Genomic DNA, 20,927 nt, shown 5'->3' on the forward strand with positions numbered 1-20,927 from the left:
GGTAAGGCGCAGCCGCCACCCGGCACAACACGGCTCAATTATTTCTGAAACGGATGTACGTCCCGCCAGTGGTCAGCAATCTGCTGGCGGGTACAGACCCATACCCGCTCGTGCTGCTGCACATAATCCAGGAACCGCTGCAGCGCGCGAAAACGCCCCGGTCGCCCCAGCAGGCGGCAGTGCATGCCGATGGACATCATCTTCGGCGCGCTTTCCCCCTCTTCGTACAGCACGTCAAAACTGTCCTTCAGATACGTATAAAACTGCTCGGCGGTGTTAAATCCCTGCGCGGTCGCAAAGCGCATGTCGTTCGCATCCAGCGTATACGGCACGATCAGGTGCGGCTTGCGGGAGCCGTCGCTGCAGGCCACTTCCGTCCAGAAGGGTAAGTCGTCGCCGTAGTAGTCGCTGTCGTAGTCGAAGCCGCCATGCTCCACCACCAGCTGACGCGTGTTGGGGCTGTCGCGCCCGGTGTACCAGCCCGTTGGCGGCTTGCCGAACAGGTCGGTCAGAACGTGCACCGCCTTGTGCAGATGTTCGCGCTCCTGGCTGATGTCCATATTCTGATAGTGGATCCAGCGCCAGCCGTGGCTGACCACGTCGTAATCCGCCGCTTTGATCGCCTCAACAATCTCCGGGTGACGCGCCAGCGCCATCGCCACGCCAAAGACCGTCAGCGGCAGGCCGCGTTTCTGAAATTCATTGTGGATCCGCCAGAACCCGGCGCGGCTGCCGTATTCGTAGAGGGAGTCCATCGACATGTGTTTGTCCGGGTAGCTGGCCGCGCCGATGATGTCCGACAGGAACTGCTCGGATCCGGCATCGCCGTGCAGAACGTGGTTTTCCGCCCCTTCCTCATAGTTGAGCACAAACTGCACGGCGATGCGTGCCTGATTCAGCCACCGCGCGTGCGGCGGGTTACCCGCGTAGCCGCGCAGATCCCGCGGATAATCCTGTTCGAAAAGCCCCATGCCACCCCCAAAATTTAAAATGGATTCAATGCCTGAAATTGTCCGCTGAACGCTTTGTTCTCCGGGAACGCCAGATCGCCGTGCTTGCTGGTCGACAGCCCCAGCGCCACCAGCGACTCCACCATCTTTACCGCCGCGCTGACGCCGTCGATCACCGGCACGCGCAGTTCGCGGGTCAGCTCCTGCGCCAGGGTCGCCATGCCGCCGCAGCCCAGCACGATGGCGCCGCAGCCATCCTCTTGCAGCGCCTGTATACAGCGCGCGCGCACCTTCTCCTGCGCCAGACCGCTGCCGTCTTCCAGCGCCAGCACCGGGAGATCGATAGCGTGCAGCGCCGCGCAGTGGTCCTGAAAGCCATACTGGTGCAGCAGATGACGGGCAATGATCAGCGTGCGCGGCAGCGTGGTGACCACCGAAAAGCGCGTCGCGACCAGCGTCGCCATATGCATGGCGGCTTCCGCAATGCCCACCACCGGCCCCTGCGCCAGCTCGCGCGCCGCCAGCAGGCCCGGATCGCCAAAGCAGGCGATGACGTGACCGTGCACGCCCTGCTCTCTTCCGAGCTTGACCTGTTCAAGAACGCCCACGGCGGCGATGGCCTCATCGAAGTGGCCTTCTATGGACGGCACGCCCGCGCTCGGGCAGACCGCGAGGATCTCCGTCCCCGGCGCCGCCACCGCGCGGGCCGCCGCGCCGATGGTTTCCGTCATGGCGAGGCTGGTGTTGGGGTTGATCACTTGTATACAGACAGACATTACGACTCCTTGTGGCCGGCAAACAGCCGGGCAAAATCAGGCAGGCACTCGCCCGCCCGCTCGAAGCAGAGGCTGGCGACGATATGTTCAAAATGGTGCATGAGGGCATTGCTTAGTGGCTCAAGCGCCTTCTGGCGCAGCAGATCCACCAGCTGTTCATGATCGTTGCAGCGGCAGCCCTGACGCCACGGCGCGCCCCAGGTGGCGATCACCAGCGAAGAACGCTGGCTCAGGCCGGTCACCATCTCCGTGAGCACCTGGTTGCCGGAGATAGCCTGCAGCTGAATGTGGAAATTGGCGGAGTGGCGAATCGCCGCCGGGCCGTCATAGGCCTCGTGCGCCTGCAGCTCCTGGCGAATAATGGCCTCGAGCGCAGCAAGATGCGGCGGCTGGCAGTGCGCCAGCACGTCCGGCAGGTTGGCGACCTCCAGCAGCGCGCGGGTGCGGAAGATGTGCCGCGCCTCTTCCACCGTCGGGCTGGCGACGTGTGCACCACGCTTGGGCGTCAGGGTGACCATTTGCACAGCAGCGAGTCGTTGAAGCACCTTGCGGATGCCCGTGCGGCTCACGCCAAAGACCTCGGCCAGCGCCTCTTCCGGCAATTTGCTCCCCGGCAGCAGCTGGTGTTCGACAATCGCGGTCATCAGCGCCTGGAAGATGGTTTCGTCTTTGTCATGCAGGTCTGGCGCGGTCTGCAGGGCGTTAATGTTGTTCATTCACCACTCCGAATTTTACTTTCCGTTATCGAATCGTATACATAAAAATAAAATATTGCATACAAGATTTATTATTTTGGCCTGGATCCTGCAACACCGTTTGCACTCCCACTCAACGGGTTTTCATTCACAGGAGCAGGTTTCATGCCAAACAGTCAAAACGCGCAGCAAGGTACGGCCGCTGATTCCGGTGCGGTTTACAGCCCACGTCTTTGCAATGAGGATCTGGCACCGACGCGTGACCAGAACTGGAGCTGGTACAACATCTTTTCGTTCTGGATGTCGGACGTTCACAGCATGGGGGGTTATGTGGTCGCCGCGAGCTTCTTTACGCTCGGGCTGGCAAGCTGGCAGGTGCTGCTCTGCCTGCTGGTGGGGATTTGCATCGTGCAGCTGTGCGCCAACCTGGTGGCCAAACCGAGCCAGATGGCGGGCGTGCCCTATGCGGTGATCAGTCGTCAGGCGTTCGGCGTGTTCGGGGCCAATATTCCGGCGGTGATCCGCGGGCTGATTGCCTTCGCGTGGTACGGGATTCAGACCTATCTCGCCGCCAACGCCCTGATGCTGGTGGCGCTGAAGTTCTGGCCATCGCTCTCTTCACTCACTACCGGCGCATTCCTGGGCCTGTCGCATCTGGGCTGGATCTGCTTTGCCATTATGTGGGTCCTGCAGGCGATGGTCTTCTGGCACGGCATGAGTGCCATCAAGCGCTTTATTGATATCGCCGGTCCGGCGGTCTATGTGGTAATGCTGGCCCTTGCCGGCTGGATTGTATACAAGACCGGTTTTGACGGGATCTCCTTTACCCTCGCCAGCAAATCCCTGAGCGCGGGCGAACAGACCTGGCAGATGATCACCGCGACCGCGCTGGTGGTCTCCTACTTCTCCGGCCCGCTGCTCAACTTTGGCGACTTCTCCCGCTACGGCAAAAGCATGGGCGAGATCCGCCGCGGCAACCGCTGGGGGCTGCCGTTTAACTTCCTGCTGTTCTCCATCGTCACCGTGGTGATTGTCTCCGGCACCCAGTCGCTGTTTGGCCGCATGATCACCGATCCGATCGAAACCGTCAGCCGCGTGGGCAACGATCTGGCCGTGGCGATTGGCCTGCTGACGATGATCACCGCCACCATCGGGATCAACATCGTCGCGAACTTCGTCTCCCCGGCGTTTGATTTCTCTAACTGCTCGCCGCAGAAAATCAGCTTCCGCACCGGGGGCATGATTGCCGCCGTCGGCTCGATCCTGCTCACCCCGTGGAACCTGTTCAACTCGCCGGAGCTTATCCACTACACCCTGGACGTGCTCGGGGCGTTTATCGGCCCGCTGTTCGGCATTCTGATTGCCGATTTCTACCTGATTAAGCGCGGCAAGGTGTCGGTTGACGATCTGTTCGACGACACGCCAAAGGGCAAATACTGGTACCGCAACGGCTTTAACCCGAAAGCCATTGGTGCCCTGATCCCGTCCGTTGCCGTGGGCCTGATCATTAGCTTTATCCCGGCCCTGCATGAGGTGGCAAACTTCAGCTGGTTTATCGGCGTCTTCCTCGGCGGCGTCACCTACCGCTGGCTGGCGCGGGAAGAGCGCGAGACGGCAGGCGCGACGTCGTTTGGCTCCCGCGTGGCGACGCAAAAAGAGTAACCCCTCCCCTCTGGCCGCAGCGTATCTGCGGCCCGTTCATTCTGGCACCGTTCTTGCTGAGTTTTCCCACCCCGCTACGCACACACGAAGGCAGGAACCATGATGGAATACCAGACTGCGATACGCGGTGCATTTTTTGATATTGCCCGGGTCTGCGACAGCGCAGACGCCATTGCCCGGCACGCGCGCTACCTTGAGGACGGCCTGCTGTTTATCCAGAACGGAAAAATTCTGGCGCAGATGCCGTGGCAGGAGGGCGAGCAGTATCTTGACCCGCACAAAGGCTATACCGACCTGCGCGGCAGGCTGCTGCTGCCCGGTTTTGTCGACACCCACGTCCATTACCCGCAAACGGAGATGATCGGCGCCTTTGGCGAACAGCTGCTGGAGTGGCTGACCACCTACACCTTCCCGGTGGAGAGCCAGTTTGCCGATGAGGCCTACGCGAAAGAGATCGCCGAATTTTTCATTCAGCAGCTTGTGAGCAACGGCACCACCACCGCGCTGGTGTTTTGCACGCTGCATCCGGAATCGGTCGAAGCGCTGTTTACCGAAGCCCTGCGCCTCAATATGCGCCTTATCGCCGGAAAGGTGATGATGGACCGACACGCGCCGGACTACCTGAGCGAAGACGCGAAGCAGAGCTACCGGCAGACGCGGGCGCTGATTCAGCGCTGGCATCACCGTGGGCGGCTGGGTTATGCGATAACGCCGCGCTTTGCCCCGACCTCATCACCCGAGCTGCTTGCGGCGGTCAGCCTGCTCAGAGAGGAGTTCCCGGATACCTGGCTGCAGACCCACCTGAGCGAAAACCCCAACGAAGTGGCCTGGGTGAGCGATCTCTGGCCGGAGCATGAGCGCTATCTGGACGTGTATCACCACTACGGCCTGACCGGCGAGCGCAGCGTGTTTGCCCACGCGATCCATCTGCACCACAGCGAGTGGCAGTGCCTGCATGACACCGGCTCGGCGGTGGCGTTTTGCCCCACCTCAAACCTGTTTCTCGGCAGCGGGCTGTTTCGCCTGCCCGCCTGCTGGCAGCACAGGGTGCGGATGGGCATCGGCACCGACGTCGGCGCGGGCACCACCTTCAGCATGCTGCGCACCCTGGGGGAAGCCTACAAGGTCGGCCAGCTTCAAAGCTACCGCCTGCGTGCCAGCGAGGCCTTTTACCACGCCACGCTGGGCGGCGCGCACGCCCTCCGGCTGGATGACAAGATTGGCAACTTCGCGGCAGGCAAAGAGGCGGATTTTGTGGTTATCGACCCCAACGTCACGCCGCTGCAGCGCCTGCGCAATCGGCGCTGTCAGGATATCTACGAGCAGCTTTTCGTGCTGATGACCCTCGGCGACGAGCGCAACATCAGCGAGACCTGGGTCAACGGCGAGCGGGTGTGGTCAACTGCCCCGGTAGGTTGACCATCCGCCGGGGGCAATCACAAACGGCAGATGGAAGTGTTCGTCTGCCGTTTCTCCCGTGATAAACTCAATGTGCGCGCAGGGATAGATCGTCTTCCGGCCGGTATCGCTAAACCACGCCCCGATCTCCGCCACCAGCCGATAGCGGCCCGCGGGCAGAGAGGGAACGAACGCGGCGATGCGCCCCTGGGCGTTGGTCACGCCCGTGGCCAGCGTCTTCCCGTCCTGTTGCAGATGAACCGTCACGCCCTCCGCGGGCTTGCCCGTCGAAATATCGAGAATATGGGTGCTGAGTGTGCTCATTCGTGGATGACTCCTTCCAGGCGCAGCAGCGTAATTTCCCGCAGCTGTTCCAGCGCAGCACGGATTTCCTGCGCGTCGCTGTTCTCCAGCCGCGCGTGCAGGGCCTGCAATATCTCCTCGCCGCTGCGGCCCTTCGCGCGGATCAGAAAGACGCGTCCAAAGCGGGCTTCGTAGCGGGCGTTGCCTTCACGCAGCGCCCGGGCAAGAGCAGCATCGCGGTCATTCACCGCCCCCTGCTCCTGGCGCGACAGCGCCGCCTCCGCCGCTGAACCCGCTGGTTTTTCCCCGATGCGCGGATGGGCGCTCAGGGCTTGCGCCAGCGCCGCTTCGTCCCAGTTTTGCATCAGCGATTTCGCCGTACTGAACAATTCGTCCCGGCTGGCGTAAGGCCGCCCGTGAACCAGCGCATCGGCCCAGCAGGGAAGCGCCACGCAGGGGTGAATCAGCGCTAACGCCTGTTCATGGGGAAGATGATTGAAGTCGTGCAGTGCGATCATAGTGTCTCCTTTATTGTCCTTCTCCAGGCTATTGCACAAACCACGCCACCCTGAGCACAGGCGTGAAACAGTCGATTCCACAAGGTCGACCAGGAAATTTTTGATTCATAAAAAGGCACGCTCACCGCGTTTACGCACCTTAGCAGTGCAAACGTCTCCCTTACAACGCCGTTTTCGCCATGCTGCAGCCTGGTACGCAAATTGCTGACTGTCTTTACACCCTGCAAAAGGAGAGAAGCATGAAAGCAATCGTTATTGGCGCGGGTATTGGCGGCCTGAGCGCCGCCGTCGCGCTGAAGAAAGCGGGCATCGACTGTACCGTGTTTGAAGCCGTAAAGGAGATCAGGCCCGTCGGGGCGGCCATCTCCATCTGGCCTAACGGCGTGAAATGCATGCAGCACCTCGGCATGGGCGACATCATCGAGACCTGGGGCGGGCCGATGCGTTTTATGGCCTACAAGGATTACCGGCGCGGCGATACCCTGACCTGCTTTAGCCTTGCCCCGCTGGTTGAGCGTACCGGCGGGCGCCCCTGCCCCGTCTCGCGCGCTGAGCTTCAGCGCGAAATGCTGGACTTCTGGGGTCGCGACAAGGTGCAGTTCGGCAAGCGCGTCGAAGGCGTCCATGAAGACGACGCGGGCGTGAGCGTGACCTTCACCGATGGCACCACCGCCGCCGGCGATTTCCTGATTGCCGCCGACGGCAGCCACTCGGCGGTTCGCCCGTACGTGCTGGGATACACCCCGGAGCGCCGCTACGCGGGCTATGTGAACTGGAACGGGCTGGTGAAGATTGACGAAGAGATCGCCCCGGCGCACCAGTGGACCACCTTCGTTGGCGAAGGCAAACGCGTGTCGCTGATGCCCGTCTCCGGCGGACGCTTCTATTTCTTTTTTGACGTGCCGCTGCCCGCAGGCCTGGCGGAGGATCGCACCACCCTGCGCGCCGATCTCACGGGCTACTTCCGCGGCTGGGCACCGCCGGTGCAGAAGCTTATCGCGGCGCTGGATCCTGAAACGACCAATCGGATTGAAATCCACGACATTGAGCCGTTCGACAGCCTGGTGCGCGGCAACGTCGCGCTGCTGGGCGATGCCGGGCACAGCACCACGCCGGATATCGGCCAGGGCGGCTGCGCGGCGATGGAAGATGCCGTGGTGCTGGGGGAATGCCTGCGTGAAAACCACAACATCACGCTGGCGCTGCGGCAGTACGAGGCGCTGCGCTGCGACCGCGTACGCGACCTGGTGCTGAAGGCGCGCAAGCGCTGCGACGTCACCCACGGCAAAGATATGGCGTTGACGCAGGCCTGGTATCAGGAGCTCAAAGAGGAGACCGGAGAGCGCATCATCAACGGTCTGTGCGAGACCATTCAGGGCGGCCCGTTAGGCTGAACGCAAGAGGGACAACGATGAAAAGAGAACCGACCCCACCCGCCCACTGTACGTTTGAGCCAGAGGACTGGCTGCGTCTGGCGAAATGCTGGCATCCGGTCGCGCGCGCCTGCGACGTCGGTCCGGCGCCGGTCAAAGCGACGCTGCTGGATGAACAGCTGGTGATTTACCGCATTAACGACCAGGTCGTGGTCGCCCGTGACGTTTGCCCGCACCGCGGCGTGCCGCTGACGCTCGGCTTTCACGACGAGCACGGGATTATCTGCCCCTATCATGGCTTACGCTTTGGGGAGGACGGACGCTGCAACCGTATTCCGTCCAGCCCCGACCAGCCCGTTCCGGCGAAGCTGAACCTGATTAACTACGCGGTCGAAGAGCGGTTCGGGCTGATCTGGGCCTGCCTGGCCTATGATCCGGAAAACCCCGCGCCGCTGCCCACCATGCCGCACTGGGATGACGACGGATTTCAGCAGATTAACTGCCCGGCGTTTGAGGTGAACGGCTTTGCCGGACGTCAGGTAGAGGGTTTTCTGGACGTGGCGCACTTTGCGTGGATCCACACCGAAACCTTTGCCGACCCCAATAATCAGCTTGTGCCTGCCTATCAGCCACAGGAGACGCCGTTCGGCTTCGTGGCGGATTACTGGAGCGCCGTGAGCAACTATCCCGCCAGTTCCCCCGTGCAGGCGCCAGAAGGGTTCCAGTGGTTGCGCCATTTTGAAATGCACCTGCCGTTCACCGCCACCCTGACGATTCATTTTCCGGGTGAATCGCGGCTGGTGATCATGAACGCCGCCTCGCCCGTCTCGTCACGGGTGACCCGCATGTTCGCGCCCATCGCGCGCAACTTTGATCTGCATATTCCGGTGGAGGACGTGCATGCCTTTAACCTGCGCATTTTTGAAGAGGATCGCCTGATGGTGGAAACCCAGCGCCCGGAAAGCTTGCCGCTGGACCTGACGCTGGAGGCGCATATCCCCGCGGATAAAAGCTCGATTGCCTATCGTCGGGGGCTGAAGAAAATGGGCTTTGGCGAGTTTTTCCTGGTATGACGGAGGCCAATATGCTGAGCGTAATTGTTGACGGGCTGTGGCGCGAGGGCGACAAAAGCCTCGCCGTCAGGCTGGTGGCTGATAACGGCGACGCGCTGCCGGCGTGGCAGCCCGGGGCGCACGTTGATGTCCACCTGCCCTGCGGCGTGGTGCGCCCGTATTCCCTGACCGGAGCATGTGGGGACGAGAGCTATCTTATTTGCGTGGGGCGTGAAACCGCCTCGCGCGGCGGGTCGCGTTACGTTCACGAGACGCTGCGTCCCGGGCAAAAGCTGATGATATCGGCTCCACGCAACCTGTTTCCGCTGCAGCAGGCAGAGCGGGTTTTGCTCCTGGCGGCGGGAATTGGCATTACGCCGCTGTATGCGATGGCCCTGCAGCTGAAGGCGACCGGAACGCCGTTCACGCTGCATTATTACGTCAGAAACCGGGAAAGCGCGGCGTTTGAGCGCGAACTCTCCCGGCTCGGTGGGTGCCTCATTCATACCACCAGCCCGCGCACAGCGCTGGCGGCACATCTCCTCGCAGCCGAATCTGGCCTTCACGCCTGGGTCTGTGGTCCGGCAGGTTTTATGGAAAAAGTGCGTGAGGTGGCGGCGGCAAAGGGATGGGATGACGCCCATCTTCACAGCGAGGCGTTTCAGCCCGTTGCGCCCGCCGCAGGCGGTGAAGCCGGGGAGATCTTCACGGTCAAACTGGCCTCCACCGGGGAGCGCTGGCCGGTGCCTGCGGATAAAACCATCGCCCAGGTGCTGCAGGAAAATGGCGTGACGGTCCCGCTTTCCTGTGAGATGGGGATCTGCGGCGCCTGCCTGACGCCGGTGATTGACGGTGCGGTGGATCACCGGGATAGCGTGCAGTCGGAGGCGGAAAAAGGCGCAACGGACCAGCAGGTGGCGCTGTGCTGTTCGCGAAGCTATTCCGGGGAGCTGGTGATTGGGCTGTAAAACGAAAAAACCCTGCGATATTGCTATCGCAGGGTTTTCGAATTTGGCGGAAGCGTAGAGATTCGAACTCTAGAACCCTTTCGGGTCGCCGGTTTTCAAGACCGGTGCCTTCAACCGCTCGGCCACGCTTCCAAAGTGAGGCGCACTATAAACATCTATTAGCGCCTTGTAAAGCAGGAATTTTTCGATTTTTCCCCACGGGCGTTTGACTGCGCAAAAAGTCACCCAAACGCTGACTTCACATCACTCTCCGCGACCTTGTACATACCGTAACACAGCAACGCTCATCCTTTTAAATCGCTCTGGTATAGAATGCCACAAAAATAGACGGCTATTTGTTGTGTAATTGTTATTAATCTGAATTTCCGCAGATTTAAGACATTACTGCCATGCAGTGTTACTGGTTGATGATGAAAATCAAAAATACGCTTTGCTTACATTTTCTGATGGCGTTTCTGGCCATTTCGTTTCTTTGTATTCACCCGCTGGTGGCGAGCTTCGATCCGCCGCTTACCTTCCAGCCGCTGATTAAATCAATGGCGGGCACGCCTAAAGAACAGGCGGAAAAAATTGCCACTATTTCTCATGCCTTAGAAGGGAATGCGATATTCTTCATTGGTGCGTCTGAGGTGGCGACGTCAGAAGATGAACATTACGCTGTCTATAATTACTTTAATAAGCAATTGCACAAACCCGTCGTGGCGTATGGCGATGCGTTTGTCGATGACGAAACGCAGTTTTTACTGTTCTCACGTTTTAAAAATAGCCTTAACGCAAACAGTAAAGTTGTTTTGCTGCTGGCACCTGACAGCTTTTACTCAAAAGGCCTGCCTCCCGCTATCTATGCCGATAATTTCCCGGGTTCTGTTTTTAATCCTTTGATGAAGGATCCGCAGGCACGCCCAATATTGGTTAATTATTTAAAACATATTGAGAGTAAAGAAATAAGCCATTTAACCTTTGGCCAAATGCGTGTCTTTGGCTGGCACCCCGATCTGATATGGGACGAGGTGAGTTTCCAGTTTGCCAACGTCTGCACCCTGATAAAAAACGACTGGCTGGCGCTGCTTCACATCACGCCCCGGACGGAACAGCCGTGGCCGCCACAGCCGACCACCCACATTGCCCCTGACTGGGATAAAGAGCTGGCGAATGCCCGCGAGTTAAATAAAAAACGCCAGCAGAGCGCGGCCACCCTGTGGATGGACAAAACGATTTACGAGGAGGACGGTACGCGGCAGCAGTGGGATGACACGCCTGTCGTGCCTGCGCAAATCGCCGCCTTCAGTAAAACCGTCCAGCTGCTTAAAGAACACCACGTGCAGGTGATTGCTATCGTCGACCCGGTTAACCCCTGGGCGCTTTACAACACCGATACCTTCCGCCCGGTGGATAAGCAAATTAAAACCATTCTGGAAAAGAACCAGATCCCGTATTTAGATATGTACGCCATGCCTTATCAGAATGGCTGGAACTGGGATCGTTTGCACCCTTCCGAACTGGCCTGGGTTCCTATGATTCGCTTTATTGCACAGAGCTTTAAATAATGAAAATCGCAATCCGTCTTTTTTTCCTTTATCTCCTGCTGGCGATCACCATCGTCGCGTGGACCTCTGTCGATGACAGTATGAGTATGCAGCTGCATTTTGAATATCAAAAGTTCTGAGGCCGAATAATGTATAGCTCAGGAATGTTTTTTGTCTGTTTGTTTTCATCCGCCCTAGCGTTTGCGCTGGTCAATCGCCTATTACGCCATCGCCTGACGTATTTATCGGCATTATCCGTCATGGCCGCATTAGGCTGGGGCTATATTTTTCAGGGTGATTACCGTGTTCCCGCGGTCGTTTTTATCAGTTTTTATCTAGTCGCCGCGTTAAAAGAAAAAGGATGGTTAAAAACCTGGCAGGCGATTGTGTTAACGCTGCTTCCTTTATTTTTGGTGAAATTGCACCTTAATCATCATCTCGGCATGATCGGCCTCTCTTTTATGACATTCCGCGCGGTGGACGTGCTGCTCTATCGCAGTAAAAAAGAAGGGCAGAATTTCGTGCACTATTTCTGCTATCTGTTTATGCCCTTTATTATTCTGGCAGGCCCAATGTACCGCTGGCGGACATGGATGAACGACGTCAGCAAGCCCGTCTTTGCCCTTAACCGCGAACAGTTTTTAGTGGCGCTGGAGCAAATCATTACCGGCATTATCCAGAAGTTCCTGTTTGCCATGCTGGTTGATTCACTTGTCGTGCAGCCCTGGAGCCATAAGCCGTTTACGCTGACCGTGGGCGTGGTGATGTCGATAGCCTACAGCGCCTACCTCTATTTTGATTTTGCGGGCTACAGCAATATGGCCATCGGTGCGGGCCGCCTGTTTGGGTTGAACATTCCGGCAAACTTCAATATGCCGCTTCTGGCAAAGAACCCGCAGGACTTCTGGCGCCGCTTCCACATTAGCCTGTCTGAATGGCTGCGCGATGTGGTCTTTATGCCCGTTTATATGAACCTGATGAAGTTTAACTTTTTCCGTCAGAACAAAACGCTGGCGCAAAATATCGGTATTTTCTGCACCCTGTTTTGCATGGGGGCATGGAATGGCCTGGAACGCCATTACGTCATCAGCGGCGCGCTGTTTGGCGCCATTTCTGTCGCTCACAACATGCTGCTGTGGTCAGCCAAACGCAGCCCGGCGTTGCACCGCGGGTTGCAGTATCCGGCTGTTGCGTTTTTAGGGCGCATTCTGACGCTGGGAAGCGCCGCGGGCGCCCTTTACATCTTTAGTGGAATGTCACCTCTATGAAAAATCTCTCCGATCTTCAGGAACTGCAGGATTTCTTGCGTGCAGCATTATGCGATCCCGCCTCCCCGCAGCAGATGGCCATCAGCGGCAGCGACGAAGCCTTAAGCTGGCTGCAGCTTTCCGCTGCCGTGACGGACTGGGCGCAGCGCTATCAGCGTAGCCAGCCTGTTGCCGGTACGCCGGTCGTCTTGTACGGACACCAGCAGGCCGAGTTCGCCGTGGCGATTTATAGCTGCCTGCTGCACAACATTCCGTACATTCCGGTGGACTGCATTTACCCGCAGGAGCGCCTGCGGGAGATCTGCCACCTGGCCAGCGCCCCTTACTATTACGACGTCGCGACCCGGCAGTTCATCGCCACGGGTGAACCGGGCAAGGTGCTGGAGGAGCAGGATCTGGCCTACATCATGTTTACCTCCGGCAGCACCGGCAAGCCTAAAGGGGTGCAGATTGGGCGTGAAAGCGTGTGGCACTTCATGAAATGGGTCAGCCAGGACTTTTCGCTGCCGGAAAAACCGGTCCTGATGAACCACGCGGTGTTCAGCTTTGACCTCTCCCTGATCCCTTTACTGGCGAATCTGGCGATGGGTGGACACATCGTGCTGAACGCCAAAGACGATATTCAGAAAGCGAACTGGCTGGAGCGACTGAAAAGCAACGCCGTCTCCGCCTGGGTTTCCACCCCCTCTTTTGCTTACCAGCAGCTGCTTTCCCCGCAGTTCAACAGCGAGTATTTACCTGAACTCAACGTCTTTATCTTCATTGGTGAAGTGTTGAATAAAGCGCTGGTTAAACAGCTTCGCCGCCGCTTCCCGCAGGCCAAAATCATCAACTCCTATGGCCCAACGGAAGCGACCATCGCGACCACCGTGGTCGAGATCACGGATGCGATCATGAACAGCGACAGCGCCGTGCTGCCGGTGGGGGTCATGATGCCTGAGAGCAAAATGGAAATTTCCGCCGAGGGCGAGCTGATTATCTGGGGTAAAAACGTCATGCGCGGCTACCTCGGCCTGCCGCAGGAGAACGCAGAAAAATTACTTCATCGGGAAAACGAGGCGTTTCGCGGCTACCGGACCGGCGATCTGGGCTATGAAGCGGGGCTTATCTACTGCCAGGGACGCAACGACAGCCAGGTCAAACTGAATGGCTACCGTATTGAAATCAACGAAATTGAAAACCGCCTGCTGGCGATGTCCGGGATTAACGAAGCGGTGGTAATGCCACTGATGAAACCCTGCGGCAGCGTGCTGCGCATTGCCGCGTTCTGCGTGACGGAGCTGGCGCCGGATACCATCAAAACCTCGCTCTCGAAGGTAGTCCCCCACTACATGGTGCCGTCACAAATTATCGTAAAAGACGCTTTGCCGCTGAATCCTAACGGCAAAATTGACCGCAAGCTGCTGGACGCTTACGCCCGCACAAATTAATGACTCCAGGAAAAATTATGGAACAAGAAATTCTCGCCCTGTTCGAAAAAGTGTTATCCCGTAAGGTGGGCTTTCACGATGAGCTGATTGAATCCGACATTCTCGACTCCATCCTGGCGGTCGATATGGTGCTGGAAGTGCAGGACGTTTACGGCTGCATGATCCCGCCGACAGACGTGGCGACGGTGCTGAAAACCCCGGCGGACCTGGCCCGCTATATTGAAGAAAACCGCTAAACGCCCCTGCTGTTAATCCTGCCCTGAAGGCTCTGGCGCATCGCGCCAGAGCCCAGACGCAAAATGAATATCCTTCACCGGAATTAAACCAACCGCTTTTGTGATTTCTCCTACACTTTAGGGGTCGTGTTGTTCTTAACAGAGGAGTCTGCGGTATGGCATTCGTAACCACGAAAGACGGCGTCAACATTTACTACAAAGACTGGGGTCCGAAAGAGGCTCAGCCCATTGTCTTCCACCACGGCTGGCCGTTGAGTGCCGATGACTGGGATAACCAGATGCTCTTCTTCCTGGCAGAAGGCTATCGCGTTATCGCTATCGATCGCCGCGGACATGGACGATCGGACCAGGTGAGTGAAGGCCACGATATGGATCATTATGCGGCCGATGCGTCAGCCGTGGTTGAAAGCCTTGATCTGCACAATGCCGTGCACGTCGGTCACTCCACCGGCGGCGGACAGGTCGCCCGCTATGTTGCGCGGTATGGACAACCACAGGGGCGCGTCGCCAAAGCGGTGCTCGTCAGCGCCGTCCCGCCTCTGATGGTCAAAACGGAGACGAATCCCGGCGGAACGCCGATCGAGGTTTTCGACGGCTTCCGCAAAGCGCTGGCGACTAACCGCGCCCAGTTTTATCTCGACGTTGCCAGCGGTCCTTTCTACGGTTTTAATCGCGATGGTGCCGACGTTTCGCAGGGTACGATCCAGAACTGGTGGCGTCAGGGTATGATCGGAAGCGCCAAAGCCCACTATGAGGGGATTAAGGCGTTTTCAGAGACCGACCAGACGGAAGATTTGAAAACCATCACCGTTCCCGTTCTGGTGCTGCAGGGCGATGACGATCAGGTTGTGCCGTATAAAAATGCCGCCCTTCTCCAGGACAAGCTGCTGGCGAACAGCGTGCTGAAAATTTATCCGGGCTTCCCGCACGGGATGCATACCACCCATGCGGATACTATCAACGCGGACATACTGGCCTTTATTCGCTCATAACGCCGCTTTTATTGCCGGGTGGCGCTGCGCTTACCCGGCCTACGCCACGATATCCCGCTCAATGCATGAACGCCACCCGAGGGTGGCGTTGTTTATTCCGCTTAGCGATTATCCAGCTGGGCGCGAACGTTGTTCAGCCCGGTGGTGTTGATGCGGTAAGGCTGCCCGTTCACGGATCGGATCAGCTTTTTGGCGCGGAGTTTTTTGAAGACGTTCAGCGTGCAGTCGCTCAGCACCAGCCCTTCACGGGTGTAGCACTCAACGGACGTGACGCGGCCAGAACTGTCGCGGACGTGCACAATACGTCCACCTTTGGCGAGAACGTGTAAGGTACGTTGTTCCTGACGGGATAAATTCATACTGGAAAACCTGTGTAATCATCATGCGTAAAAACGAGCCCACACCCGCAGGTGCGTGCGTAAGGTTTAAGCGCAGCGATAACCAGTCCGTCCTGAAAAGGGCGGGAAGCTGATTATCTGATGACAACATTCTCCAGCATCAAAGCCTCGGTAAGCGATGAAAAGGTATTTACGGGGTGAATGATAACGCCGGGGTTTTACAGGGAAATAACCGGGTCTTAAAAATGTGAGGCGGATCGGCTAATCCAAAAGAAAAACCCCAGGTTCACAAGTAACCTGGGGTTTATATCTGGCGGAAGCGCAGAGATTCGAACTCTGGAACCCTTTCGGGTCGCCGGTTTTCAAGACCGGTGCCTTCAACCGCTCGGCCACACTTCCTGAGTGAGGCGAACTATAAACACCTCACCGCGTGCTGTAAAGAGTGCCAGCAATCGTTCGCTGTAAAAATAGTCAAAACGTGTTTAATCGGTTGAACTGACAACACATCGACGATTTTATCAGCACAGGCCTAGTGTTTTTTGATGTACATGTCTTTCGTGTAATAGTACCCCAGCTTATCCGGCGTAAATCCGCCCACCCACGGTTTCACCAGGTGCGTACGGACGTAGTGATACACCGGAATGGCCGGCACATCGCGTCCCAGCAGATCTTCCGCCTGCTGGTAGAACTTACCTCGCTCTTCCGTTGTTTTGGCTTTTGCGGCATTCACCAGCGCCTGGTCGTATTCCGGATTGCTGTACTGGCTGGTGTTTTCGCTGTCGCCGGTGCGGAAGTTGTTCAGGAACGTCGCCGCGTCGTCGTAGTCGGCAATCCAGGCGTAACGCACCGCGTCAAAGTTGTGGGTGTGCATGGTATCCAGCATGGTTTTCCACTCCTGATTTTGCAGCTTCGCGTCCACGCCGAGGTTTTTCTTCCACATAGAGCTGGCGGCAATCGCGATGCGCTGGTGCGATTCAGAAGTGTTATAGAGCAGGTTGAAGCTCAGGGGATGGCTTTCGTTATATCCGGCCTCGTTCAGCAGTTTTTTCGCCTCGGCGATGCGCTTGTCCAGCGGCCAGCTGGCGTAATCCGGGTTCTGGAGCTTTACGCCGCCGATGTCCGGCTGGCTGATGAGCCACGCCGGGCGCTGCCCCTGCCCTAATACTTTTCCGGCAATGATGTCTTTATCGAGCGCCATGTTCAGCGCCTTGCGCACGCGGGCGTCGTTGAACGGCGGCCGGGTGGTATTGAATTCGTAGTAATAGGTCGCCAGCTGCGGAGAAACATCCAGCTGGCTGCCCAGGGTTTTCTTGAGCTGGGCAAACTGGTTGATCGGCACCGTGTAGACAATATCAATTTCGCCCGCTTTATAGCGGTTCACATCCGAGGCCTCGGACGTGATGGGCAGGTAGGTCACCTTGTTAATCACGGTGTGCGCGTTATCCCAGTAGCGCGGGTTGCGCTCCGCCACAATGCGTTCGTTGACCACCCACTGCGACAGCTTATACGCCCCGCTGCTGACGAAGTGCTCAGGCTTGGTCCACTTTTCGCCGAAACGGCCAATCAGCACTTTATCCACCGGCACAAGCGACGGGTGCGCCAGCATGGCGAGGAACGCCGCGTTTGGCTGGGTGAGCGTCACTTCCAGCGTGGTGTCGTTAATGGCTTTCACGCCCAGCGTGTCGGGGGATTTTTTCCCCTGAGCGATATCGGCCGCGTTGGCGATATGCATGTTGCCCGGATAGCTCGCGTATGGTGACGCCGTTTTCGGGTCAATCAGGCGCTGCCAGCTCCAGACCACATCCTCTGCGGTAATCGCCGTGCCGTCGCTCCAGGTGATGCCCGGACGCAGATGGAACGTCCAGACGGTGTTGTCCTTGTTCTCCCATTTTTCCGCCAGCCGGGGCTGGACGTCACCCGACGGGGAAACGCTCACCAGACCTTCGAATAAATCACTGATAATATTGAATTCGACGTCGCTTTCGACTTTATGCGGGTCGAGCGAAGCCGGTTCACTGCCATTATTCCTGACCAGTTCCTGTTTATCGGCCAGCGCGGTTCCTGCCGGCACGTTAGCCGCCCAGGTCGCCGTGCTGGCGCACAGGATCCCGGCGGTAAGTAAAGAGAGCGTAAAGCGCGTGCGTGTTTGTGGTTTCATGTCCTTCGCCTTATTGTCTGTTTTTGTGACGATCCGGAAATAACTCTTAGCGGCCTTATGGTAATAACGCAATAATTTTCAGTAACCTATAAGAGGTTGATCTGATTAATCGCGTCAAACCGCTGTTCATACTGGTGAAACGTATTTATGCAGAAGAAAAAACCAGGTCCCGCGCTAACCTGCTGAGTAAAGATGGGTAAAACCACTTTGAGAGTGACGCGCCGTTTCCTATTCTTTCCGTTAATTACATCTGTCATAAGAGAGTGACTCATGGATCGTATAATTACTTCCTCACGCGACCGCACATCGCTACTCAGCACCCACAAGGTGCTGCGCAATACCTATTTCATGCTCAGCCTGACGCTGGCGTTTTCGGCGATCACCGCCACCGCCAGCACCATGCTGATGCTGCCGTCTCCGGGGCTGATCCTGACCCTGGTGGGTATGTATGGTTTGATGTTCCTGACCTACAAAACCGCTGACAAACCGGTCGGTATTCTGTCCGCGTTTGCCTTCACCGGCTTCCTGGGCTACATCCTGGGGCCAATCCTGAACGCGTATCTGTCCGCCGGAATGGGTGACGTGATTGGTATGGCGCTGGGCGGCACCGCGCTGGTGTTCTTCTGCTGCTCGGCCTACGTGCTGACCACGCGTAAGGACATGTCCTTCCTCGGCGGCATGCTGATGGCGGGTGTTGTGGTGGTGCTGGTGGGTATGGTGGCCAACATCTTCCTGCAGCTGCCTGCTCTGCACCTGGCGATCAGCGCCGTATTTATTCTGATCTCTTCCGGCGCGATCCTGTTTGAAACCAGCAACATCATTCGCGGCGGTGAGACGAACTATATCCGCGCCACCGTGAGCCTGTATGTGTCGCTGTACAACATCTTCGTCAGCCTGCTGAGCATCCTGGGCTTCGCCAGCCGCGATTAAGCTGACCTGCTGAAACAAAAAGGAGAATGCCCCCGGCATTCTCCTTTTTTTATGCCTTAATCACCCCGGCAAATATAGGTGGGGTAACGCCGGTCCTGAATCAGCCATACGGAAGGCGAGAGTTCAGAGATCGTGAGATAGTAGCGTGCGGTCGGGCTGGCAAAGCTTCCCCACTGGGCATCAGGGGTGTTGTCATTGTGTCGACGCCAGGTCTTGGTGTAGCTCAGGACAATTACCTTATCATCGTCCCGTCGCTCCCACGTAAAATCCACGTCCCTGTCAACGATCAGGCTCTTACCTTCAGCCTTTGCAGCGCCTTTGTAGGTGGTCAGGCCGGTGCCGTTACGATGAAAATAGAACTGGGCAACGGCATTGACCTTCACTTCATTTGCCTTTCCTTGATTGCGCGTAAAATTAAACTCGGTGCTGCAGGCCAGCGCATCGCGCTTATAGGCTCCGCCGGTGTAGATAAAGAGCGCAAACGCCCCGCCAACGACTGCGCCACCCAGTCCGAACAGAAGTCTGTTTTTCATTCTTCCGCCCCGCTTTTATAGCGAATAGTTTTACACAGGCTGGCTTCACTCACCGGGCAGGCGCCGATGAAAACCTCATCGGCGGCGGCAAGCGAAAAGCGGGCGCTGAAATAATAAATGTTGTACTCCTCGCGCTCGCACGCGACGTTATTTTTCTTCAGCAGCTCGGCCAATTTTGATAACACCAGCGGTCGGCCATGATCGTTGATCACCCAGAGCCGACAGCCAGCTATTTTTTCCTTAACGGGTTTGAGTGTTGCGGGTACGGTTATCTCAAGCTGTCGGCTAAAAAACAGGCTAAACCCCACGACTGACGTCGTTAATACCGCTAAAACCAACCACCACTTTTTGGATAAACGCTTATATCCTGACGGCTGCTCAACGGACGGCTGAGATACTTCGGGCGTAACGCTCTCTGCGGGCTTAAAAATAACGTCGGCGTCAAAGCGGAATCCAAACCGGGGCACGGTCACGATATAGTCGTGGCTGTCGCCCAGGGCGTGGAAGCTTTTGCGTAATTCACTTACCGCCTTATTGAGGTTATTTCCCGACGGTGTAAAGCCGAACTCCTCCCACACGCGAGTGATCAACTCTTCCCGGCTCAGGTCGCGCCCTTTATGACGAATAAACTCCTGTAAAAGACGAACGGCCGGAGCCGAAAGCGTTAATACAGACTCGGGTTGCCCAACAATACTTATTGCATGTGCTTCAGGATCGAATAACAACGAATTATTGCATATAAAAAACATCTTTTATTCTCGGCTGTTACCGCATGCTTTTTAATCCCTGATACAACGACAAGAAAATCGCCTCCTGAACTGATTGTTTTTTCATCAGAAGGAGTTTTCTCCCCATCCCGGATCGCGGTATTTTCGCTTAACTATACAACCTTAAAGCCAGGAAAGCAGGATAAAAAACTGTATATAACGAGTTAATTAATACAAATTTTCACAAACCGCTGTTCTGGTTAAAGTTTCCCTGCCCTGAAGCAATACGTTAGCAGAGGGTGTCCCGTTGTGAATGCGCCGGGAATGAACTCAACGCAGGCGGACAGAAAGTGAAACAGAAAAAAAGTGTGAATAAGACAACTGCCTTTTATATCGCCGCGCTGTCATTGCCATTTTTCTCAGAAATGGCACTGGCCAATATGAGCGTGTATCCCATGGAACTTAACGTGGATAAGTCCGGTGCGGCGCAAATTAAGGTGGCGTCAAAAACGGATGATATTCAGTTCATTCGGGTGAGGCAAAAGAAAATTCTTAATCCCGGCACGCCCCAGGAAAAAGAGATTGATGTGGCCTCGTGGAAAGAAGGTGGCGTTGTTGTCACACCGGAAAAATTCGCCCTTGCGGCAGGCGCAATGCGCGTGGTTCGCCTGGTATCGCTTGCACCACCGGAAAAAGAGACGACCTGGCGCGTCTATTTTGAAGGCGTAAAGCAGCCTGAAAGCATTATTCCGGGCAAAGCAGAAAGCCCTGCGGCGACGGCAAGACTGGGCGTCAATGTGATCTGGGGCGCCCTGATCCATCTCGCACCGGAAAAAAGCGTGGTTTCACTGACGATTGACCCTCTCAGGGGAACGTTAAAAAACAACGGCACGTTGCGCGTGCCGCTCAGGGAGATCGGTGTTTGTGATGCGGATTCATCGTGTAGATGGATTAAAGAAGACGCGACGATTTATCCGGACACCGAACGGAAATTAAAAACGCTCACGAAGGTACAAGGCCAGAAATATAAATTCCGCTACTTCAACTGGCTGAATAAAAGCGCTGAAGAAGCTGATTTACCCGTCGTGCAATAACACGACGCCACCGTAAAAAC

General features: G+C 57.0%; 20 protein-coding genes, 2 tRNA genes and 1 pseudogene. 12 read left to right on the forward strand and 11 right to left on the reverse strand.

Annotated elements, in window-relative coordinates; translation table 11 throughout:
- Positions 1 to 38: 38 nt before the first annotated feature.
- The 3 genes and pseudogenes from puuE to HMPREF3143_RS15600 form a co-directional block, all read right to left on the reverse strand.
- On the reverse strand, positions 39 to 971 hold the full coding sequence (gene puuE / locus HMPREF3143_RS15590; protein ID WP_070533564.1) for an allantoinase PuuE: 933 nt from the start codon (positions 969 to 971) through the stop codon (positions 39 to 41).
- Between the two features lie 15 nt (positions 972 to 986).
- A pseudogene (locus HMPREF3143_RS15595) lies at positions 987 to 1,726 on the reverse strand (aspartate/glutamate racemase family protein); the annotation flags it as partial.
- Positions 1,726 to 2,442, reverse strand: coding sequence for a GntR family transcriptional regulator (locus HMPREF3143_RS15600; RefSeq protein WP_070533569.1), 717 nt, complete (start codon positions 2,440 to 2,442; stop codon positions 1,726 to 1,728). The gene HMPREF3143_RS15600 and the pseudogene HMPREF3143_RS15595, both read right to left, overlap by 1 nt.
- Positions 2,443 to 2,586: 144 nt before the next feature.
- Between HMPREF3143_RS15600 and HMPREF3143_RS15605 the strand changes: the two genes are divergently transcribed.
- Together HMPREF3143_RS15605 and guaD are read left to right on the forward strand one after the other, a co-directional pair.
- Positions 2,587 to 4,083: an NCS1 family nucleobase:cation symporter-1 gene (locus tag HMPREF3143_RS15605; protein ID WP_070533571.1), complete on the forward strand. Its 1,497-nt coding sequence runs from the start codon at positions 2,587 to 2,589 to the stop codon at positions 4,081 to 4,083.
- A gap of 102 nt (positions 4,084 to 4,185) precedes the next feature.
- On the forward strand, positions 4,186 to 5,502 hold the full coding sequence (gene guaD, locus HMPREF3143_RS15610) for a guanine deaminase (RefSeq protein ID WP_045406703.1): 1,317 nt from the start codon (positions 4,186 to 4,188) through the stop codon (positions 5,500 to 5,502).
- On the opposite strand, the gene uraH is transcribed toward guaD, so the two are convergent.
- The gene (gene uraH / locus HMPREF3143_RS15615) at positions 5,482 to 5,805 is read right to left on the reverse strand and encodes a hydroxyisourate hydrolase (RefSeq protein WP_063616707.1); all 324 of its coding nucleotides are present in this window, start codon (positions 5,803 to 5,805) and stop codon (positions 5,482 to 5,484) included. The genes guaD and uraH overlap by 21 nt on opposite strands.
- Positions 5,802 to 6,302, reverse strand: coding sequence for a 2-oxo-4-hydroxy-4-carboxy-5-ureidoimidazoline decarboxylase (gene uraD, locus HMPREF3143_RS15620; RefSeq protein WP_070533572.1), 501 nt, complete (start codon positions 6,300 to 6,302; stop codon positions 5,802 to 5,804). The genes uraH and uraD overlap by 4 nt, the downstream gene beginning before the upstream one ends.
- A 239-nt stretch (positions 6,303 to 6,541) precedes the next feature.
- On the opposite strand from uraD, the gene hpxO reads away from it, so the two are divergent.
- Genes hpxO through HMPREF3143_RS15635 form a run of 3 tightly spaced genes read left to right on the forward strand, consistent with a single transcriptional unit; the run spans position 6,542 to position 9,695 of the window.
- Positions 6,542 to 7,696, forward strand: a complete 1,155-nt coding sequence (gene hpxO / locus HMPREF3143_RS15625; RefSeq protein WP_070533573.1) for an FAD-dependent urate hydroxylase HpxO — start codon at positions 6,542 to 6,544, stop codon at positions 7,694 to 7,696.
- 17 nt (positions 7,697 to 7,713) lie between these two features.
- Positions 7,714 to 8,748: a molybdenum cofactor-independent xanthine hydroxylase subunit HpxD gene (gene hpxD, locus HMPREF3143_RS15630; RefSeq protein ID WP_063616704.1), complete on the forward strand. Its 1,035-nt coding sequence runs from the start codon at positions 7,714 to 7,716 to the stop codon at positions 8,746 to 8,748.
- A gap of 11 nt (positions 8,749 to 8,759) precedes the next feature.
- The gene (locus HMPREF3143_RS15635; RefSeq protein ID WP_070533602.1) at positions 8,760 to 9,695 is read left to right on the forward strand and encodes a PDR/VanB family oxidoreductase; all 936 of its coding nucleotides are present in this window, start codon (positions 8,760 to 8,762) and stop codon (positions 9,693 to 9,695) included.
- A 44-nt stretch (positions 9,696 to 9,739) separates the two neighbouring features.
- Here HMPREF3143_RS15635 and HMPREF3143_RS15640 read toward each other — a convergent pair.
- Positions 9,740 to 9,827: transfer RNA gene (locus HMPREF3143_RS15640), tRNA-Ser, on the reverse strand.
- Between the two features lie 278 nt (positions 9,828 to 10,105).
- On the opposite strand from HMPREF3143_RS15640, the gene HMPREF3143_RS15645 reads away from it, so the two are divergent.
- The 5 genes from HMPREF3143_RS15645 to HMPREF3143_RS15665 all read left to right on the forward strand — a co-directional run bounded on the left by HMPREF3143_RS15645 (position 10,106) and on the right by HMPREF3143_RS15665 (position 15,147).
- On the forward strand, positions 10,106 to 11,242 hold the full coding sequence (locus HMPREF3143_RS15645) for a D-alanyl-lipoteichoic acid biosynthesis protein DltD (protein WP_070533603.1): 1,137 nt from the start codon (positions 10,106 to 10,108) through the stop codon (positions 11,240 to 11,242).
- Positions 11,243 to 11,370: 128 nt separating this feature from the next.
- A complete protein-coding gene (locus tag HMPREF3143_RS15650; RefSeq protein ID WP_008499865.1) occupies positions 11,371 to 12,489 on the forward strand; it encodes an MBOAT family O-acyltransferase in 1,119 nt (372 codons plus the stop codon).
- Entirely contained in the window at positions 12,486 to 13,919 is a 1,434-nt protein-coding gene (locus tag HMPREF3143_RS15655; RefSeq protein WP_008499866.1) for an AMP-binding protein, read from the forward strand. The genes HMPREF3143_RS15650 and HMPREF3143_RS15655 overlap by 4 nt, the downstream gene beginning before the upstream one ends.
- Positions 13,920 to 13,936: 17 nt before the next feature.
- A complete protein-coding gene (locus HMPREF3143_RS15660) occupies positions 13,937 to 14,155 on the forward strand; it encodes an acyl carrier protein (RefSeq protein ID WP_008499867.1) in 219 nt (72 codons plus the stop codon).
- 155 nt (positions 14,156 to 14,310) lie between these two features.
- Complete coding sequence (locus HMPREF3143_RS15665; protein ID WP_008499868.1) at positions 14,311 to 15,147, forward strand: alpha/beta fold hydrolase; 837 nt, start codon at positions 14,311 to 14,313, stop codon at positions 15,145 to 15,147.
- A gap of 101 nt (positions 15,148 to 15,248) precedes the next feature.
- On the opposite strand, the gene HMPREF3143_RS15670 is transcribed toward HMPREF3143_RS15665, so the two are convergent.
- The 3 genes from HMPREF3143_RS15670 to HMPREF3143_RS15680 all read right to left on the reverse strand — a co-directional run bounded on the left by HMPREF3143_RS15670 (position 15,249) and on the right by HMPREF3143_RS15680 (position 17,643).
- Complete coding sequence (locus tag HMPREF3143_RS15670; protein ID WP_008499869.1) at positions 15,249 to 15,506, reverse strand: YjhX family toxin; 258 nt, start codon at positions 15,504 to 15,506, stop codon at positions 15,249 to 15,251.
- A gap of 290 nt (positions 15,507 to 15,796) precedes the next feature.
- A tRNA-Ser gene (locus tag HMPREF3143_RS15675) sits at positions 15,797 to 15,884 on the reverse strand.
- A gap of 130 nt (positions 15,885 to 16,014) precedes the next feature.
- On the reverse strand, positions 16,015 to 17,643 hold the full coding sequence (locus tag HMPREF3143_RS15680; protein WP_008499904.1) for an ABC transporter substrate-binding protein: 1,629 nt from the start codon (positions 17,641 to 17,643) through the stop codon (positions 16,015 to 16,017).
- Between the two features lie 270 nt (positions 17,644 to 17,913).
- Between HMPREF3143_RS15680 and yccA the strand changes: the two genes are divergently transcribed.
- Positions 17,914 to 18,573, forward strand: a complete 660-nt coding sequence (gene yccA / locus HMPREF3143_RS15690; protein ID WP_008499905.1) for an FtsH protease modulator YccA — start codon at positions 17,914 to 17,916, stop codon at positions 18,571 to 18,573.
- Between the two features lie 56 nt (positions 18,574 to 18,629).
- Here the strand turns inward: yccA and HMPREF3143_RS15695 are convergent, their stop codons facing one another.
- On the reverse strand, positions 18,630 to 19,106 hold the full coding sequence (locus HMPREF3143_RS15695; RefSeq protein WP_008499906.1) for a hypothetical protein: 477 nt from the start codon (positions 19,104 to 19,106) through the stop codon (positions 18,630 to 18,632).
- Complete coding sequence (locus HMPREF3143_RS15700) at positions 19,103 to 19,855, reverse strand: winged helix-turn-helix domain-containing protein (protein ID WP_008499907.1); 753 nt, start codon at positions 19,853 to 19,855, stop codon at positions 19,103 to 19,105. The genes HMPREF3143_RS15695 and HMPREF3143_RS15700 overlap by 4 nt, the downstream gene beginning before the upstream one ends.
- A 308-nt stretch (positions 19,856 to 20,163) precedes the next feature.
- Here HMPREF3143_RS15700 and HMPREF3143_RS15705 point away from each other — a divergent pair, with 308 nt between their 5' ends.
- Positions 20,164 to 20,907: a fimbrial protein gene (locus HMPREF3143_RS15705; protein ID WP_070533575.1), complete on the forward strand. Its 744-nt coding sequence runs from the start codon at positions 20,164 to 20,166 to the stop codon at positions 20,905 to 20,907.
- The last annotated feature ends 20 nt before the right edge of the window (positions 20,908 to 20,927 follow it).

The sequence above is a fragment of the Enterobacter sp. HMSC16D10 genome (assembly GCF_001807145.1).
Lineage (GTDB): Bacteria > Pseudomonadota > Gammaproteobacteria > Enterobacterales > Enterobacteriaceae > Enterobacter > Enterobacter roggenkampii.

Bases quoted from the DNA above. Each gene is read 5' to 3' on its own strand.
- HMPREF3143_RS15670 (WP_008499869.1), bottom strand. From the start codon at position 15,506: ATGAATTTATCCCGTCAGGAACAACGTACCTTACACGTTCTCGCCAAA.
- HMPREF3143_RS15600 (WP_070533569.1), bottom strand. From the start codon at position 2,442: ATGAACAACATTAACGCCCTGCAGACCGCGCCAGACCTGCATGACAAA.
- HMPREF3143_RS15645 (WP_070533603.1), top strand. From the start codon at position 10,106: ATGAAAATCAAAAATACGCTTTGCTTACATTTTCTGATGGCGTTTCTG.
- HMPREF3143_RS15660 (WP_008499867.1), top strand. From the start codon at position 13,937: ATGGAACAAGAAATTCTCGCCCTGTTCGAAAAAGTGTTATCCCGTAAG.
- HMPREF3143_RS15695 (WP_008499906.1), bottom strand. From the start codon at position 19,106: ATGAAAAACAGACTTCTGTTCGGACTGGGTGGCGCAGTCGTTGGCGGG.
- HMPREF3143_RS15700 (WP_008499907.1), bottom strand. From the start codon at position 19,855: ATGTTTTTTATATGCAATAATTCGTTGTTATTCGATCCTGAAGCACAT.
- HMPREF3143_RS15635 (WP_070533602.1), top strand. From the start codon at position 8,760: ATGCTGAGCGTAATTGTTGACGGGCTGTGGCGCGAGGGCGACAAAAGC.
- HMPREF3143_RS15650 (WP_008499865.1), top strand. From the start codon at position 11,371: ATGTATAGCTCAGGAATGTTTTTTGTCTGTTTGTTTTCATCCGCCCTA.
- hpxD (WP_063616704.1), top strand. From the start codon at position 7,714: ATGAAAAGAGAACCGACCCCACCCGCCCACTGTACGTTTGAGCCAGAG.
- yccA (WP_008499905.1), top strand. From the start codon at position 17,914: ATGGATCGTATAATTACTTCCTCACGCGACCGCACATCGCTACTCAGC.
- uraH (WP_063616707.1), bottom strand. From the start codon at position 5,805: ATGAGCACACTCAGCACCCATATTCTCGATATTTCGACGGGCAAGCCC.
- puuE (WP_070533564.1), bottom strand. From the start codon at position 971: ATGGGGCTTTTCGAACAGGATTATCCGCGGGATCTGCGCGGCTACGCG.
- uraD (WP_070533572.1), bottom strand. From the start codon at position 6,302: ATGATCGCACTGCACGACTTCAATCATCTTCCCCATGAACAGGCGTTA.
- guaD (WP_045406703.1), top strand. From the start codon at position 4,186: ATGGAATACCAGACTGCGATACGCGGTGCATTTTTTGATATTGCCCGG.
- HMPREF3143_RS15680 (WP_008499904.1), bottom strand. From the start codon at position 17,643: ATGAAACCACAAACACGCACGCGCTTTACGCTCTCTTTACTTACCGCC.
- HMPREF3143_RS15605 (WP_070533571.1), top strand. From the start codon at position 2,587: ATGCCAAACAGTCAAAACGCGCAGCAAGGTACGGCCGCTGATTCCGGT.
- HMPREF3143_RS15655 (WP_008499866.1), top strand. From the start codon at position 12,486: ATGAAAAATCTCTCCGATCTTCAGGAACTGCAGGATTTCTTGCGTGCA.
- hpxO (WP_070533573.1), top strand. From the start codon at position 6,542: ATGAAAGCAATCGTTATTGGCGCGGGTATTGGCGGCCTGAGCGCCGCC.
- HMPREF3143_RS15665 (WP_008499868.1), top strand. From the start codon at position 14,311: ATGGCATTCGTAACCACGAAAGACGGCGTCAACATTTACTACAAAGAC.